Raw genomic sequence first — 14,343 nt, 5'->3', positions numbered from 1 at the left:
CTACTATTATATACTTCATTTTTTATTAATTCCTATATGCAGATTTCAAAAAATATTTTACATGGATTTAATTTATAGGAATTCTTTACTTAACATTTGTGGATTATTATTAAAGCATAAAGATTTTAAGGAGGAAATATGAAAAAAACTTTATCACTTTTATTAGCCTTGGCACTTGTACTTACTTCTTTTGTGCCAACATTTGCTGCAGATTCCAGCAAACAAGAAGACCAACCCGTAATCAAAAATGTAATCATGATGATTCCTGATGGAATGAGCTTTGAAGCTTTTACACTTGCCAGATGGTTCACACCTGATTGGAAATTTGCTTTAGACGAAATTCTAACTGGATCAGTTAGAACAAATAACTCTGACGTTCCTATGGCTGACTCAGCTCCAGCTGCTACAGCTATGTCAACTGGTTATAAATCAGAAGCTCCATACATTGGCTGCTACCCACAAACATTTGGTATGGCCGGTGCAAAAAACTATGACCCAGCAAAAGCTGACATGCCAATTGCAACAGTACTTGAAGCTGCAAAATATTCTGGCAGATCAACTGGCGTAGTATCAACATCCAGAGTTAACCACGCTACACCGGCTGCATTTTACTCTCACCATCCAAACAGAAGTGAATACGACACTCTTATTGAACAAGGCGTTTATCAAAACCTTGACGTAGTTTTGGGCGCAGGCACAAATTATTTAACAGCTGAAAAACGTAATGACGGTGAAGATTTAATTTCTGTTTTAAAAGATAAGGGCTACACCTTTATTACAAAACGCGACGAACTTTTAAACACAAAAGCTAATAAACTTTGGGGTTTATTTGCTAAAAAAGACTTAGCTTATGACTTAGAAGCTGATAAAACAGTTGAACCAAGCCTAGAAGAAATGACAAAGAAAGCTATTGAAATCCTTTCAAAGAATGAAAACGGTTTCTTCTTAATCGTTGAAGGTTCAGAAATCGACTGGGCTGGACACTCAAACGACCCTATTAATATGGTTGGCGACATCCTTGCCTATGACAAGGCTGTTAAAGCTGCTATTGATTTTGCAAAAACAAATAAAGATACAGTAGTTATTTCAGCTGCTGACCACGGTACCGGTGGAATCACAATGGGTAACTATCACACAAGCGGAACTTACACAAAAAATAAACTGGGCTATTACACAGATCTTATCAAAAATGCCAAGGGTGGGGCTTTAAAAGCTTCAAGTGAATTGAATGAAGACCGTACAAACATCAGAGAAGTTGTAAAAAAATACTTTGGTATTACAGACCTAACTGATGAAGAAGTTAAATTTATCAAAGAATATGATAGCGCTGAATCAGGAATTGGTCTTATGATAAGTGAACGTTCAGGAATTGGCTGGACAACTCACGGCCACGTTGGTGGAGATATTGGTCTCTACTGCTACAGTTCAAATCCAAATGTCCCTGCACTTTCAGGAACTATTATGAACAATGAAATTGGTGAGTACATTGCAAGAGTTATGAACTTTGACTTAGATGCACTAAGTGAAAAACTATTTGTTCCAGCTCGTCCAGCTCTTGAAGCTAAAGGCGCAAAGATTCAATGGAAAAACGTTTCAAAAGACAAAGAAAAGAAAAACCACGAACTAATCGTTACTAAGGGTTCAAACACTTACCGCTTCCCTGTTAACAAAAATATTGTTTATGTAAATGGTCAAGTAAAAGAATTTGACGGATTGACTTTGTTTAATGAAAAGGCTGTATTCCTACCAAAGGCAGCTATTGACCTAGTAAAATAAGAAATCTTTTTCATAAAACCTAAAGGAATTTTTCCAATATAAAATCGACGGACAAAAATCCGTCGATTTTATATTTACATATTATTTAAACTTATTCTAATTCATCCACTCTAAGCTGAGCATCTTTATTAAATAAGAGTTTCCTTGCCATTTCTAAAAATAAAAATGTAGAGATTACTACACTGCCAAAAATTCCTAGCATGATAGAAATCTGATAAAAAATTGCAGTAAGTGGTGACTCGCCTGATATAATTTGCCCAGCCATCATACCTGGCAAAAATACTATGCCCATACCAAGCATAGAATTCATTGTTGGAAGTATACTTGCGTTTAAGGCGTTTTTAAAGTTTTCATCCACGGCATCGTGTGGACTAGCTCCAAGCATAAGCGCTCCCTCAATTTTTACCCTTTGCGATTTAATTTCCTTGGTCAATGAGTTAATGGCTAGTGTTAGAGCCGTCATGGTGTTCCCTATAAGCATACCCCCAAGTGTAATAATGTATTGAGGATTGTACCAGGGTTTTAATTTGATAACCATTAAAATAAAATAAATTAAGCAAAGCAAGCTTCCTGCGACCATTGATATGGCAATTGTTTTAGTAAAATGCAAAGACTTTATTCCACTTCTTTTTCTTATATTATAAATTGCAAATATCTCCATAACAGATAAGATTATAATTGTATAAATCGCCTTTGGATTATCAAAAACCATCTGGAGTACATAGGCTGTTATAAGAAGTTGCAGGGTCATCCTAAAGCCAGAGATAAAAATCAATTTTTCTTTTTTTATACCGGTCAATTTAGAAATAACTAAAGCTATTATTACATAAACATAAGCGATGAGAACCGAGTAAATATTTACACTTTCACTATTCATCTTTCATAACACTTCCTTCATCTATCATCACAATATTATCAGAAATGTTTTTTGAAATCTCATCTGAATGGGTTACCATAATTATTGTTTGGTCTTTTTCTTTGGCAATCCTCGATATTTTTTCTATAGTATTGTTGGCAAGTTCACTATCGAGGGCTGAGCTTGGCTCATCCAGCAAATAGACATCTGGCTCCATAGCTATTACCCTGGCTATAGCAATCCTTTGCTTTTCTCCACCAGAAAAATCACTGGGATCATCTTCCAAATTTTTATCGAGCTCTACATAGTCCAAGAGTTCTCTTAATTTTTTATCATCTGCCAATTCTTTTTTGGCAAATTTTAGCCCCTGATTCAAATTGTCCCGCACATTTCCGGGAAAAATTATCGGCTGCTGACCAAGCATAACCACTTTTCTGCGAAGTTTTACGGCGTCCATGGCTTTTATATTTTCTCCATGATAATAAACATCTCCGCTCGTAGGTGTGATCATCTTGTTTAGAGCTAACATCAAAGTTGTTTTACCGCTGCCACTTTTGCCTACAATCGATGTTATCCCCTTACAAAAAGTGAGGCTTGGAATATCTAAAATATCTTTAAATTTTAAATTTTTTAATTCAAATACTTTTCCCATGCAGATTCCTTTTATATTGTAAGTTCAAATAGGCCATCTAAGTTTAAAATTTCTATGCCGCCCTTTGGCAAGAGTTTAATTAGGCCTATATCTTGGAAGTAGGCTAATTTCCTGGTCAAGGTTTCCCGTGCAAGACCCGTGAATGACCCCATTTCAGTCCGAGTAAGGTTTGGATTTACAATCCAGTTGCCATTTATAGACCTTGATCCGTGAGTTTTTATCAAATCAATAATTCCCTTGGCAACTTTCATATCTCCATTTATAACAGATAATCTATCAATCAAATCTTCTGATTTACGAATTCTAGAATAAGATTCAACAAGCATGGCCCTTAAAAAATTATTATCATTCATCAAATGCTCGTCAAAGGCAGCTTTATTTATAGTTATAACACTTGTTTCAATCAAGGCAACCCCATTATAAACATAGTGGTCACTCGTCAAAAGATTAAGGCCTCCAACAAAGTCTCCGTTTTTATATATATACAAAATCTGCTCTCTTCCGTCAGAGAGATTCATAGTTATCTTCATAGCCCCAGTTTTTACTACATACATAACAGTGGCTGGGTCATCAGACTTAAATATATACTCACCCTTGTGATATCTTTTTAAATTAACTTCGTTGCTAATGGCATCTCTTGCCTCGTTAGATATTTCATTAAACAATGGAATGTTTTCAAAAATTTTATTAATAGTAGCCCCCTCCCCTCATTTTTATTCCAATAAATTAATTATATCATTAGCCCAAAATTCATTCAACTCCAGAAAAATAAAATCCATTAAAATTAAAGTTTTTATGCAAAAAGCCTTGACAAAGCTAAGGGCATATGATATTATAATTGATGTTAAGAATCGCCGAAGAAAGCAGGTAGCGTTTACGTGTAAATCCCGCCGAGGTTATTTATCAATGTTTATTTGATTTTTAGACCTCGTTTTTTCGAGGTCTTTTCTAATATATAAAGGAGGTGTCGCATGAAAGAGGCAGTACTAAGAGAAAAACAATCAATTGTTTCTGAAATCAAAGATCGTATTGAAAGAGCAGACTCAATGGTTCTTGTAGACTACCGTGGACTAAACGTTCAAGAAGTTACAGAGTTAAGAGATAACTACCGTAAAGAAGGCGTTGAATACAAAGTTTACAAAAATACATTGATGGCACGCGCTTTTAACGAACTTGGATATGAAGAATTCACACAATTCTTAGCAGGCCCTAATGGAATTGCTTTCTCCTATGAAGATGTTGTAGGTGCAGCAAAAGTTTCAGCAGAATTTGCAAAGAAAAATGAAAAACTTGAATTAAAAGCTGGCATCGTCGATGGAAAGATTGTCGACATTAACGAGATTAAGGCTCTGGCAGAGCTACCACCAAAGGATGTTCTGTTAGCTCGTGCATTAGCTGGTTTCAACAGCCCAATTCAAGGATTTGCAAATGTATTACAAGGAACTATTCGTTCCCTCGTCTATGCTCTTGACGCAGTAAGAGCTAAACAAGAAGAAAATTAATTTGGAGGTATTTAAAATGAGTGAAAAAGTAACACAACTAATTGAAGATGTAAAAAATTTAACAGTTCTAGAACTAAATGATCTAGTAAAAGCATTAGAAGAAGAATTCGGAGTATCAGCAGCAGCTCCAATGGCAGTTGCAGCAGCTCCAGCAGCAGGCGGCGCAGCTCCAGCAGCAGAAGAAAAATCAGAATTCAACGTAGTTCTTAAAGAAGCTGGCGCAGAAAAGATTAAAGTTATCAAAGCAGTTAGAGAAGCTACAGGTCTTGGCTTAAAAGAAGCTAAAGAAATGGTAGACGGCGCACCTAAGACAATCAAAGAAAACGTTGCAAAAGACGAAGCTGAAGAACTAAAGAAAAAATTAGAAGAAGCTGGAGCAGTTGTAGAACTAGCTTAAGATCTTTAAAATTTTTAACTCCCCTTGTGGGAGTTATTTTTTTACATATTTCCACTAAAAAAGTTGTGGTGCTCCTGCATCACAACTTTTAGTGTAAAGACTTTTTATAATAAAAAAATTGGGCACTAAACTTTGAAGTTTAAGCCTGCCCAATCTTTAAAAATTATTTTATTTATCTGCTAGTACATAAGCAATAGCTAGATCTGTTGTAGCTTTAATACCTTCCTTGTGTGTGCGTTCAAATGAGTGTGAAGCATCAACACCTGGTCCAATGAGTCCTGCTCTTGCATTTACACCAGCTCTTTGAGCTGCAGATGCGTCTGAACCGTAGAATGGATAAATGTCTAGTACATATGGGATGTCATTTTCTTTTGCAAGTTTAATAAACTTCCTCTTTAAGCCTAGATCATAAGGTCCTGTGCTATCCTTGACACAAATGGTAACCTTGTGTTCGTCAGATGTTTGTCCTTGACCTGGAGCTGCCATATCAACGGCGATAAATTCTGAAACTTCTTCAGGAATTCCTGCGCTTGATCCGTGGCCAACCTCTTCATAGTTAGAAATGAAGAGATAAGTTGTGCGTGGTGGAACAATATTATTTTCCTTTAGGTATTTAGCAATTCCAACCAAGGAAATTACGCAAGCCTTGTCGTCTAAGTGTCTGCTCTTTAAATATCCTGAATCAAATAGTTTTGTGCCTGTATTATAATAAACAAAATCGCCTACTTGAATACCTAAGTCTTCTAGGTCTTTTTTATTTCTTGCGACTTCATCAATTCTAATTTCAAGATTTTCGTCATTTCTTTCGATGTTTTGAGTTTTGGCTCCGTGAACGTGTGAGCTTGCAGCTGTAGTCATAATTGTGCCAGGAATTCTCTTGCCATCTTCTGTAGCAACTTCGACTTCAAGTCCTTCAACTGTTGCCCAAGCATAGCCGCCTAGCATAGACATCTTTAGTCTGCCATTTGGCTTTAATTCCTTAACCATAGCGCCAAGAGTATCAACGTGTGAGCTTAATAAAACTGCGTCATCCTTGTTCTTGCCTTCGATCTTAGCAAGCAAAGCTCCTTTTCTGGTATATTCCACATGGCAATATTTTTCTAATTCTGATTTTACTAAATCAACTGCTGCTTTTGTGTCACCTGTTGGTGATGGAGTTTCCAATAGTTTTACCCCAAAATCAATTAAATAATCTAAATCGTATTTCATAATTACCTCCTCTGTTCTCTTACCCATTTTATAAAGAAAAATAATCACAAATAGCTTTTACTGCTAAATAATATGACTTTTCTCCCATACCCATAATTATTGCATCAGCGCCACCACTCGTCGTCATTTGCTGACGGAAGTCCTCCCTCTTATAGACATTGGTCATGTGGACTTCAACTTTGAACTTGTCTTCCTTGGCCCTCAAGGCATCATAAATAGCCAAGCTGTAGTGAGTATAAGCTCCTGGATTAATTATAAGCGCATCATAGTCCTTTTCCATAAGAGCATCTATAATTTCCCCTTCGGAATTTGTGGCCAGCATTTCTATTTGTATCTTATCAGAAATTTTTCTCATAGACTCATAAATTTCATCTATGGTCTTTGAACCGTAAATATCTTTTTCCCTTTGGCCCAAATATTTTAAATTTGCTCCTAATATAAATAATACTTTCTTCATATTGACTCCTCTTTTAATTTTTTTATTATTTCATTCACAGTATCAGTAGCTGTGTCTTCACTTACAATAAAATCTGCCGCTGACAAATATTTTTCCCGTCTTTTATCAGATAGGGTCTTTAAATTTTCATAAGGCTTGTCTTTTAAAAGCGGTCGTGTGGACTCGTCAAGGTCTTTCAAGATATCCTCAACCGACCTATCTAAAAATATTACATAATGGTCCTTGAGCAAATCTAAATTACAAGCCCTTTCTACTACTCCCCCGCCACTTGCAAGAATTATATTTTCTTTGTCGAGTAAAGTCTTCAAGGTCTCTGTTTCAAGATTTCTAAAATATTCTTCTCCATTTTTAAAGATTTCATTTATTGCCTTGCCCTGGGATTTTTCAATTTCAATATCAGAATCAAAAAATTCCCTATTAATTTTTTCTGATAAGCTCCTACCAACGGTGGTTTTGCCACTGCCCGGTAATCCAATTAAAACTATATTCATCTGGCCCTCATCAAGAGATCTAATAAAGCAATTTGGACTGCACTTTCAAGGACAACGCCAACCCTATTTGCAATTTGCTTATCGTGCCTGCCCGAAGCCTTTATGGTCGTTTTGTTAAAATCTTTATCAAGAGTTTCCACATCTATATTTACAGTTGGAATGGGTTTTAAAAATACATTTATAAGAAGTGGCATGCCATTTGTAAGGCCGCCTTGGACTCCACCATCGTGGTTGTACTTGGTCTTAACCTTTTGATCTTCCATATAAAATTCATCCAGAGCTTCAACTGATGACATCTTGTAAGTCTCCAAGATATTTCCAAAGTTAATCCCCTTGACAGATGGAACCGAAAACAAAATATGGCTGACTACAGATTCAACCGAATCAAAAAATGGTTGACCAAGACCTGGATCAATTTTTTCGGCGATGATTTTTATATGAGAGCCCGTATTTTCTCCCGCAAAAATTATTTCAGAAGAAATATTAAAATCGTGAATTTGCCTTGCGATCTCACCTGCAACCACCAAAGCCACAGTCATTCTGCCGGAAAAAATTCCACCGCCAGTCTCGTAAGCTTGGCCCTGGTATTTTATAAACTTGGAATAATCGGCGTGACCAGGCCTAAAGGCATCTTTGATATCACTATAATCAGATTTTTTTACATCTGAATTTTTTATTAATATTACAAGAGGGGATTCACTTGTATGATTGTTTTCATAACCTGAAACAAGAACCAATTCATCCTCTTCCCTGCGCGAGGTCTCTTCAGTGCTCGTCGGCCTTCTTCTGTCCAGACTCGTCTTTATTTTTTCAAAATCTATATGAGCGCCTGCCTTTATTCCGTCAATTAAAAGGCCGACATAGTTATCGTGTGAGGCCCCAAAAATTGTAATTCTAAAATCTCTACCGTAAGTAAACATCAAAATACCTCTTAAAATAATTATAAATATTATAGTCTGACTTTTTCAAAGACTCCAAGCCCTTTATCTTTAAATCTGAATTATGATATATTTTCAAAAATAAAATCATATGGCAAATCCTATGGTCGGTCACTTTTATAGACCCGCTTATTTTTTTCTTGTCTCGACTTCCCCTTATATAAATTTCGTCCCTGCCATTAGTCCCGCAGTCCACATGAAAAAATTTTAAAACTCTTAAAATTTCCCTCAGCCTATTTGACTCCTTGTGCTTTAAATTTTCAAGGCCAGAGATTGTAAAAACTCCATCCACGGTTGACAAGTAAGCTGCAAGCATGGGTGCTAAATCGATTGAGTTTTTTAGATTATATGTCCCCTGCAAATTATTTACATAGTCTATAAAAACTCTATCCTTTTGACACCTTGCCACAGGCGGAGTAATTTTCTCTATAAAATTCTTTTTGTATAAGGCATAAAAAAGTGAATAGTTAGACATATCCACTGGAACGTAAACTTTTTCTGGCTTTGTTTTAAAAATCTCCAAGGCATCCTTGGTGATTTCTATATACTGGGAAGATTTATCCGCATGATATTTAACTTCGAATTTTCCCTGACCTGCCATCAACATGGCTGAGACAAATTGGCTGGATTCCTCAGCCGAAATAAAGTAGGATTTTAGGCCCAATTTGCCTTTTATCCTTATTTTTTGACCAGCTATATCAAAAGATCCTCCCTCGTCCTCTATGAGGCTTTTAAAGACCTTTAAAGGCCTATCTACCAAACGTCCCTTAGTGATAAAAGTAATTTCTTTATTTTCTTGGAATAATAACATTAGTGGAATCAAAAATCTCAAGGTCGATCCAGATTCGCTCACATAAATTTCATCCCTCAAAACCCTATCAGTCTTTTGCAAATATAAGTCTCCTCCAATGATCTTGTAAGAATCATAGAGGGCGTTTAAAGTTGCGAAAACATCATCAGATGGCGTGAAGTTTTTAATGACTATATCCAAATTATTTATCCAGGACAAGATAATAAACCTATGTAAATAGGACTTTGAATAGCCTGGTATATATTCCAGTTTATTCAAAATAAATGCTCCTTTGAAAATCTTTTTTGTTAAGAGTTAAAATATTTCCGCAGCCGATTTTCCTTACGCAAGGAATATTGATCAGGTCCCCAGCAGATTTTTTATCGTCTTTAATTGTAAGCTTGGTTTTTTTATATTTTTCGACCAGGATTTTAAAATCGTTCCCATATAATTTATCAAAAATATTCAAAAATTCCTTGTAAGTATCGTAGTCTAAAGCCTGGTGTTCAATTACAAGGCCCAGAGCCACTGCCTTGCCGTGGGGTATCTTATAATCTTCATAGGCCTCAATGGCGTGGCCAAGGGTGTGGCCAGCATTTAATAGCTGCCTCAAGCCCTTATCGCGAAAATCATTTTTTACAATTCCTTGTTTTTTCTGCGGACAATATCTGGCTGCAAGATGAGTAAATTCATCTCTATTTTTCATTTCATAATCTATTAAAGCTTCCATTTCATTAAAAATATTCTCGTCAAATAAAGCGGCTAGCTTGATGGCTTCCACCACTCCATTTTTATAATTATCTAGATTTTCAGTCTTGGTAAATCTTTCATCAATAATAACATTCTTGGCTTCATTAAAGATGCCCACAAAATTTTTTGCATGATTAAAATTGATGGCAGTCTTACCTCCCACGCAAGCATCCACCATGGATAAAAGCGTGGTAGGAATTATATCGTGGCTAAGGCCGCGCATGTAAATACCAGCTGCAAAGCCCACTGCATCTGACAAACTGCCTCCGCCAACCACTCCTATATGAGAAGACCTATCCAGACCGCGACTTTGCATCTGGCCAATTAGCGACTCAATAAAATCAAAAGTCTTGCAAGCTTCGCCTGCTTGGACAAAATATGTGTCATCTGGAAATATTTCTCCATATAAGTCCCTTAAAACTTCATCCCCTACAAGGAAATCGTATTCAATTTTATCTATTAACTTATAAATTATATTTTCCATTGAGGGCCTTTAATAATTTTTCAAAAGTTTTAATATCCAAGGCCTGGTCTTTATCGGTCAAAGCCTCTTCTGGATTTTCGTGAACTTCTATTATCAGTCCATCAGCCCCTGCAGCCATGGCCGCCTTGGCAGCGCCGGGTACAAGGTCTCGCCTGCCCATCGAATGCGAAGGATCAGCTAGAACTTCAAAGTCAGTCATCTCTTTCAAATAAATAATAGCGCCAATATCCAAAACATTTCTTGTAATATTATCAAAGGACCTGATTCCCCTTTCGCAAATGGTCACGTTTTCGTTGCCTGCCCTTGTAATGTACTCGGATGCCTTGATCCACTCTTCTATATAAGAAGCAAAGCCCCTCTTTAGAATAATATTCTTGTCAGTTCGGCCCAGCTCCCTTAACAAATCAAAGTTTTGCATATTTCGAGCCCCAACTTGCATTGAATCCACATAATCATATAGCTTTTCAATATGATCTGCGTTCATGACTTCGCTTACAATTTTAAAGCCCATATTTTTTAATTCTTTTAAAATTTCTATACCATCGTATCCTATTCCCTGAAAACTACTTGGATCAGTCCGCGGCTTAAAAAGCATGGCCCTGATTTCGCTTACGCCCAGAGCCTTCAATTTACCAGCCAAACTAATGGCTTGATCGTAGTTTTCAATTGAACAAGAACCTGCAATAATTCTCAACTTATCTCTCCTAAAAATATTTTATAACTCATCTTTGCTTGAAAATCAAGCATTTCAAATCCGTTTTTAATTTCAAGACCATACTTTTCCATGCAAGATAAAAACATCGTTTTTTCTGGTGTATAGATTAAATCAATGGCCGTTTTTTGTGATGTGAATGGCTTTTTCATCAGAGTTTTTTCTTCGTTAAAACCCACGCTTGTTGCATTTATAACATTTACAAAATCTTGGCCATGTAAATTATCTATAAATTTTAAATCAGCTTTTATCTTTAGCAAATCGTCATTGTTAAAGTCTCTGGCGTAAATAGTCAGGTCCTTATCTTTAAAAGCCCTGATGACAGCCCGGGCTGCTCCACCCCGTCCTAAAATTAAAATACTTCCTTCTTTTAAAACAGGATTGATACTTTCAAAGGCCCCATAGATATCCGTGTTGTAGCCATATAGCACGCCGTCTTTATTGTAGACAGTGTTTACTGCCGCCACAGCCTTCGCATCATCACTTATATGGTCTAAATATTTTATAATATCATTTTTATAAGGGGCCGTGACATTAAAGCCACTATATCCACCAGACCTAACTTCATCGACAAAGGCTGGCAAATCTTCTCTATCTAAATCTCTCAACTCATAAGACAAGTCGACCCAATCTCTCTTTGCAAAAGAGTGATAGAGTTCTGGCGACCTGGAATTTTTTATATTTTTTCCTATAAGGCAAAGTTTTAGCATAGCTTTAAAATCTCTCCAGCAATTTTTTCTGAAGCTGACCTTATATAGCCTTCTTTTACAGAAATAAAGTCTCCTGTAATTAGCCTGTCTCCATAAAAATCATAGTCGTCTTTGCTAGGTACAACTGGGATTGATCCCTCGTCCTTGTACTTGGCCAAGACCTCTTTTTCTGGCAAGACATCATTTGCAAATACAAAATCCAAGCCCCTGCCCAAATATCTTTCAATTTCCTCTATGTGGTCCCTGAGCGTGTAATTATAAGTTTCTTCCGGCTGGGTCATGACATTGGATACGTAGGCAATTTTTTTATCCTTTAACAAATCTCTCACGTCGTCTACTAGCAAATTGCAAATAACAGATGTGTACAAGGACCCTGGGCCCAAGGTTACAATGTCTGCCTCTCTTATGGCCTCTCTGGCATCAACAGAAATATTGCAAGGCTGATTTAAATAAATTTCGTTTATCTTGGCCTTTCTTTTTAAAGAAAAAATTGCAATCTCACTTTCACCGTAAATCGTATCTCCATTTGATAAATTAGCAACTAAATCCATTGGGTCAAGGCTAACTGGATAGACATTACCCTTTATGTTTAATGCCTTGCTCAAAAAATAAATCGCCTGTTCAAAAGATCCAAACTCCTCTGTCATTCCTGCTATCATTAAATTTCCCAGTGACTGACCATTCAAGCCCCCTTTCTTAAACCTATAAGACAATAATTTAGACAAGGAGTCAGGTGCATTGGACAAGGCCAAGAGGCAGTTTCTAATATCCCCTGGCGGCAGCATATTTAAATCGGCACGCAAAATTCCGCTTCCACCACCATTATCTCCAACGGTTACAATAGCAGAAACGTCGAATTTATCCTTGAGTCCCGATATTAAAATGCTAAGTCCAGTCCCACCACCAATGGCCACCAGTTTATTTGCTTTCATCTTCCAAATCCCTGTTAATCATAGTAATACTTATCTTATCTTCTTTTTCAAACATTTCCTTTAGGCGTCTGGCAACGCTTACAGACCTCTGCCTACCACCTGTGCAACCAAAGGCTACCAAGACTTGTTCCTTACCCTCTCGTTCATAAAGCGGTATTAAAAATTTAATTAAATCATAGAGTTTTTTTATAAATTCATCCACTTCCGGCTGGCTTAAAACAAAAGTGTAAACTTCATCCTTATAACCGGACTTGGTCTTTAATTCAGGCACATAATATGGATTTTCAATAAATCTTACATCGAAAACCAAATCAGCATCCATAACAATCCCGTGCTTAAAACCAAAAGTTGTAAAGACCACATTGAGCCCATCAGTCTCTTCCAGCATTGAGTGAATGGCTCGTTTGAGTTCGCCCAAACTCAAGTTAGAAGTCTCAATAGGCAGAGAAATCTCTTGGATCTTATCCATAATCTTACGTTCCTTGGAAATGCCATCTAAAATACTTCCCTTCATAGCAAGAGGATGCGGTCTCCGCCTTTCCTTAAATCTTCTTATTAGCGCCTCATCAGATGCATTTAAAAATAAAACCTTGGCTCCGTATTCGTCCTTCAAATTTTTTATAATCGAAAAGAGCTCGTTGGTAAAAATCCTATTCCTGAGGTCAATAGCCAGGGCAACCTTTTCAACCTGTGGCGTCTTTTGCATTAATTCAAAAGTTTCTCTGATTAAGGGTATTGGCAAGTTATCTATGCACAGATAGCCGTCATCTTCCAATACATTTAAGGTGGCAGTTTTTCCTGCCCCGCTCATGCCAGTTACAATTATAATATCCATTTTATTTTTCAATTATCCTTAACTCCGTTTCTAATTCTACACCGTATTCGTCTCTGACCTTACCTCTAATAAGTTCAATCAGCTCTATAACATCATCAAAAGTCGCCTCATCATAGTTGATTATAAAGCCTGCATGCTTTGGTGATACCATGGCTCCGCCGATCCTGGTCCCCTTTAAATTCAAATCGTCAATAAGTTTTGAAGCATAATAACCCTTCGGCCTCTTGAAAACTGATCCGCATGAAGGATACTCAAGTGGCTGTTTAGAGTTTCTTCTCTCGTGCAGGTCATCGACCAAGGCTTTAATCTCTTCTCTATCACCCTTAACAGCCTTATAGTAAGCGCCCAATATAATATCGCCATTGTCTTGAAAGACAGAATGCCTGGAGTCAAATTCGCAAATCTCATTTGGAACTTCAACAAGATCTCCATCTCTAAAAACAACAACAGAATGAATTATGTCTTTCATTTCTCCGCCATAGGCTCCCGCGTTCATAAAAACTCCGCCGCCAATAGACCCTGGTATGCCTTCCATAAATTCAAAACCTGTAAGAGCATTTTCAATTGCAAAATCGCTGACCTGGCCCATGGTGGCTCCAGCCTGAGCATAGACCAAACCATCTTTTAATTCAATCTTTGAAAAATTTTCCCTTAAAAGAATTATTGCCCGGTCAAATTTTTTATCTGTAATTAAAATATTGCTCATCTGGCCAATTATCAGTGGATTTTCTTCTATATTTAAAATTTCTTTTATATCGTCGTTGGACTCTGGCAAGTAAATTGCCCTGCAAGATCCGCCAATCTTCATTGTAGAAAATTCTTTTATATCATAACCTTTTAAAACTTTCATTT

At 36.8% G+C, this 14,343-nt stretch carries 17 protein-coding genes and 1 other annotated feature; of the genes, 3 read left to right on the top strand and 14 right to left on the bottom strand.

Translation table 11 applies throughout. The features are described 5' to 3' along the window. The first annotated feature begins 138 nt into the window (after nt 1-138). On the top strand, nt 139-1,776 hold the full coding sequence (locus tag AC6FXG_RS00875) for an alkaline phosphatase (RefSeq protein WP_500571188.1): 1,638 nt from the start codon (nt 139-141) through the stop codon (nt 1,774-1,776). 91 nt (nt 1,777-1,867) lie between these two features. Here AC6FXG_RS00875 and AC6FXG_RS00870 read toward each other — a convergent pair whose 3' ends face one another. The 3 genes from AC6FXG_RS00870 to AC6FXG_RS00860 are packed head-to-tail and all read right to left on the bottom strand — an operon-like array spanning nt 1,868 to nt 3,949. After that, nucleotides 1,868-2,653 (bottom strand): ABC transporter permease, encoded by a 786-nt coding sequence (locus tag AC6FXG_RS00870; RefSeq protein ID WP_500571187.1) that lies wholly within the window; start codon nt 2,651-2,653, stop codon nt 1,868-1,870. Next, nucleotides 2,646-3,284 (bottom strand): ABC transporter ATP-binding protein, encoded by a 639-nt coding sequence (locus AC6FXG_RS00865; protein WP_500571186.1) that lies wholly within the window; start codon nt 3,282-3,284, stop codon nt 2,646-2,648. Before AC6FXG_RS00865 ends, AC6FXG_RS00870 begins: the two co-directional genes overlap by 8 nt. An 11-nt stretch (nt 3,285-3,295) precedes the next feature. Continuing rightward, nucleotides 3,296-3,949 carry a Crp/Fnr family transcriptional regulator gene (locus AC6FXG_RS00860; RefSeq protein ID WP_231929157.1) on the bottom strand — a complete coding sequence of 218 codons (654 nt, stop codon included), beginning with the start codon at nt 3,947-3,949 and terminating at the stop codon, nt 3,296-3,298. A gap of 171 nt (nt 3,950-4,120) precedes the next feature. Next, nucleotides 4,121-4,244: a sequence feature (ribosomal protein L10 leader region), on the top strand. Between the two features lie 11 nt (nt 4,245-4,255). Between AC6FXG_RS00860 and rplJ the strand changes: the two genes are divergently transcribed. Continuing rightward, the gene (gene rplJ, locus AC6FXG_RS00855; protein WP_075573797.1) at nt 4,256-4,786 is read left to right on the top strand and encodes a 50S ribosomal protein L10; all 531 of its coding nucleotides are present in this window, start codon (nt 4,256-4,258) and stop codon (nt 4,784-4,786) included. A gap of 16 nt (nt 4,787-4,802) precedes the next feature. Then, nucleotides 4,803-5,183, top strand: coding sequence for a 50S ribosomal protein L7/L12 (gene rplL / locus AC6FXG_RS00850; RefSeq protein ID WP_075573798.1), 381 nt, complete (start codon nt 4,803-4,805; stop codon nt 5,181-5,183). Between the two features lie 168 nt (nt 5,184-5,351). Here rplL and AC6FXG_RS00845 read toward each other — a convergent pair whose 3' ends face one another. Genes AC6FXG_RS00845 through murB form a run of 11 tightly spaced genes read right to left on the bottom strand, consistent with a single transcriptional unit; the run spans nt 5,352 to nt 14,341 of the window. Continuing rightward, nucleotides 5,352-6,392: a M42 family metallopeptidase gene (locus tag AC6FXG_RS00845; protein WP_500571185.1), complete on the bottom strand. Its 1,041-nt coding sequence runs from the start codon at nt 6,390-6,392 to the stop codon at nt 5,352-5,354. A 28-nt stretch (nt 6,393-6,420) separates the two neighbouring features. Then, the gene (locus tag AC6FXG_RS00840; RefSeq protein WP_500571184.1) at nt 6,421-6,849 is read right to left on the bottom strand and encodes a type II 3-dehydroquinate dehydratase; all 429 of its coding nucleotides are present in this window, start codon (nt 6,847-6,849) and stop codon (nt 6,421-6,423) included. Then, nucleotides 6,846-7,340: a shikimate kinase gene (locus tag AC6FXG_RS00835; RefSeq protein ID WP_500571183.1), complete on the bottom strand. Its 495-nt coding sequence runs from the start codon at nt 7,338-7,340 to the stop codon at nt 6,846-6,848. Before AC6FXG_RS00835 ends, AC6FXG_RS00840 begins: the two co-directional genes overlap by 4 nt. After that, a complete protein-coding gene (locus AC6FXG_RS00830; protein WP_500571182.1) occupies nt 7,337-8,260 on the bottom strand; it encodes a chorismate synthase in 924 nt (307 codons plus the stop codon). The genes AC6FXG_RS00835 and AC6FXG_RS00830 overlap by 4 nt, the downstream gene beginning before the upstream one ends. Beyond that, complete coding sequence (locus tag AC6FXG_RS00825; protein ID WP_500571181.1) at nt 8,244-9,347, bottom strand: carboxyvinyltransferase; 1,104 nt, start codon at nt 9,345-9,347, stop codon at nt 8,244-8,246. Before AC6FXG_RS00825 ends, AC6FXG_RS00830 begins: the two co-directional genes overlap by 17 nt. Further along, nucleotides 9,340-10,302: a 3-dehydroquinate synthase gene (locus tag AC6FXG_RS00820; RefSeq protein WP_500571180.1), complete on the bottom strand. Its 963-nt coding sequence runs from the start codon at nt 10,300-10,302 to the stop codon at nt 9,340-9,342. Before AC6FXG_RS00820 ends, AC6FXG_RS00825 begins: the two co-directional genes overlap by 8 nt. Next, nucleotides 10,283-10,996 carry a 3-deoxy-7-phosphoheptulonate synthase gene (aroF, locus tag AC6FXG_RS00815; protein ID WP_500571179.1) on the bottom strand — a complete coding sequence of 238 codons (714 nt, stop codon included), beginning with the start codon at nt 10,994-10,996 and terminating at the stop codon, nt 10,283-10,285. The genes AC6FXG_RS00820 and aroF overlap by 20 nt, the downstream gene beginning before the upstream one ends. After that, nucleotides 10,993-11,724 (bottom strand): shikimate dehydrogenase family protein, encoded by a 732-nt coding sequence (locus AC6FXG_RS00810; protein WP_500571178.1) that lies wholly within the window; start codon nt 11,722-11,724, stop codon nt 10,993-10,995. The genes aroF and AC6FXG_RS00810 overlap by 4 nt, the downstream gene beginning before the upstream one ends. Continuing rightward, a complete protein-coding gene (locus AC6FXG_RS00805) occupies nt 11,718-12,656 on the bottom strand; it encodes a gluconeogenesis factor YvcK family protein (protein ID WP_500571177.1) in 939 nt (312 codons plus the stop codon). Before AC6FXG_RS00805 ends, AC6FXG_RS00810 begins: the two co-directional genes overlap by 7 nt. Beyond that, entirely contained in the window at nt 12,643-13,491 is an 849-nt protein-coding gene (rapZ, locus tag AC6FXG_RS00800; protein WP_500571176.1) for an RNase adapter RapZ, read from the bottom strand. Before rapZ ends, AC6FXG_RS00805 begins: the two co-directional genes overlap by 14 nt. Before the next feature lies 1 nt (nt 13,492). Beyond that, the gene (gene murB / locus AC6FXG_RS00795) at nt 13,493-14,341 is read right to left on the bottom strand and encodes a UDP-N-acetylmuramate dehydrogenase (RefSeq protein WP_500571175.1); all 849 of its coding nucleotides are present in this window, start codon (nt 14,339-14,341) and stop codon (nt 13,493-13,495) included. Nucleotides 14,342-14,343: the final 2 nt, after the last annotated feature.

It is taken from the genome of Ezakiella massiliensis, assembly GCF_059862345.1.
This window is presented reverse-complemented; position numbering and strand designations above follow the sequence as displayed.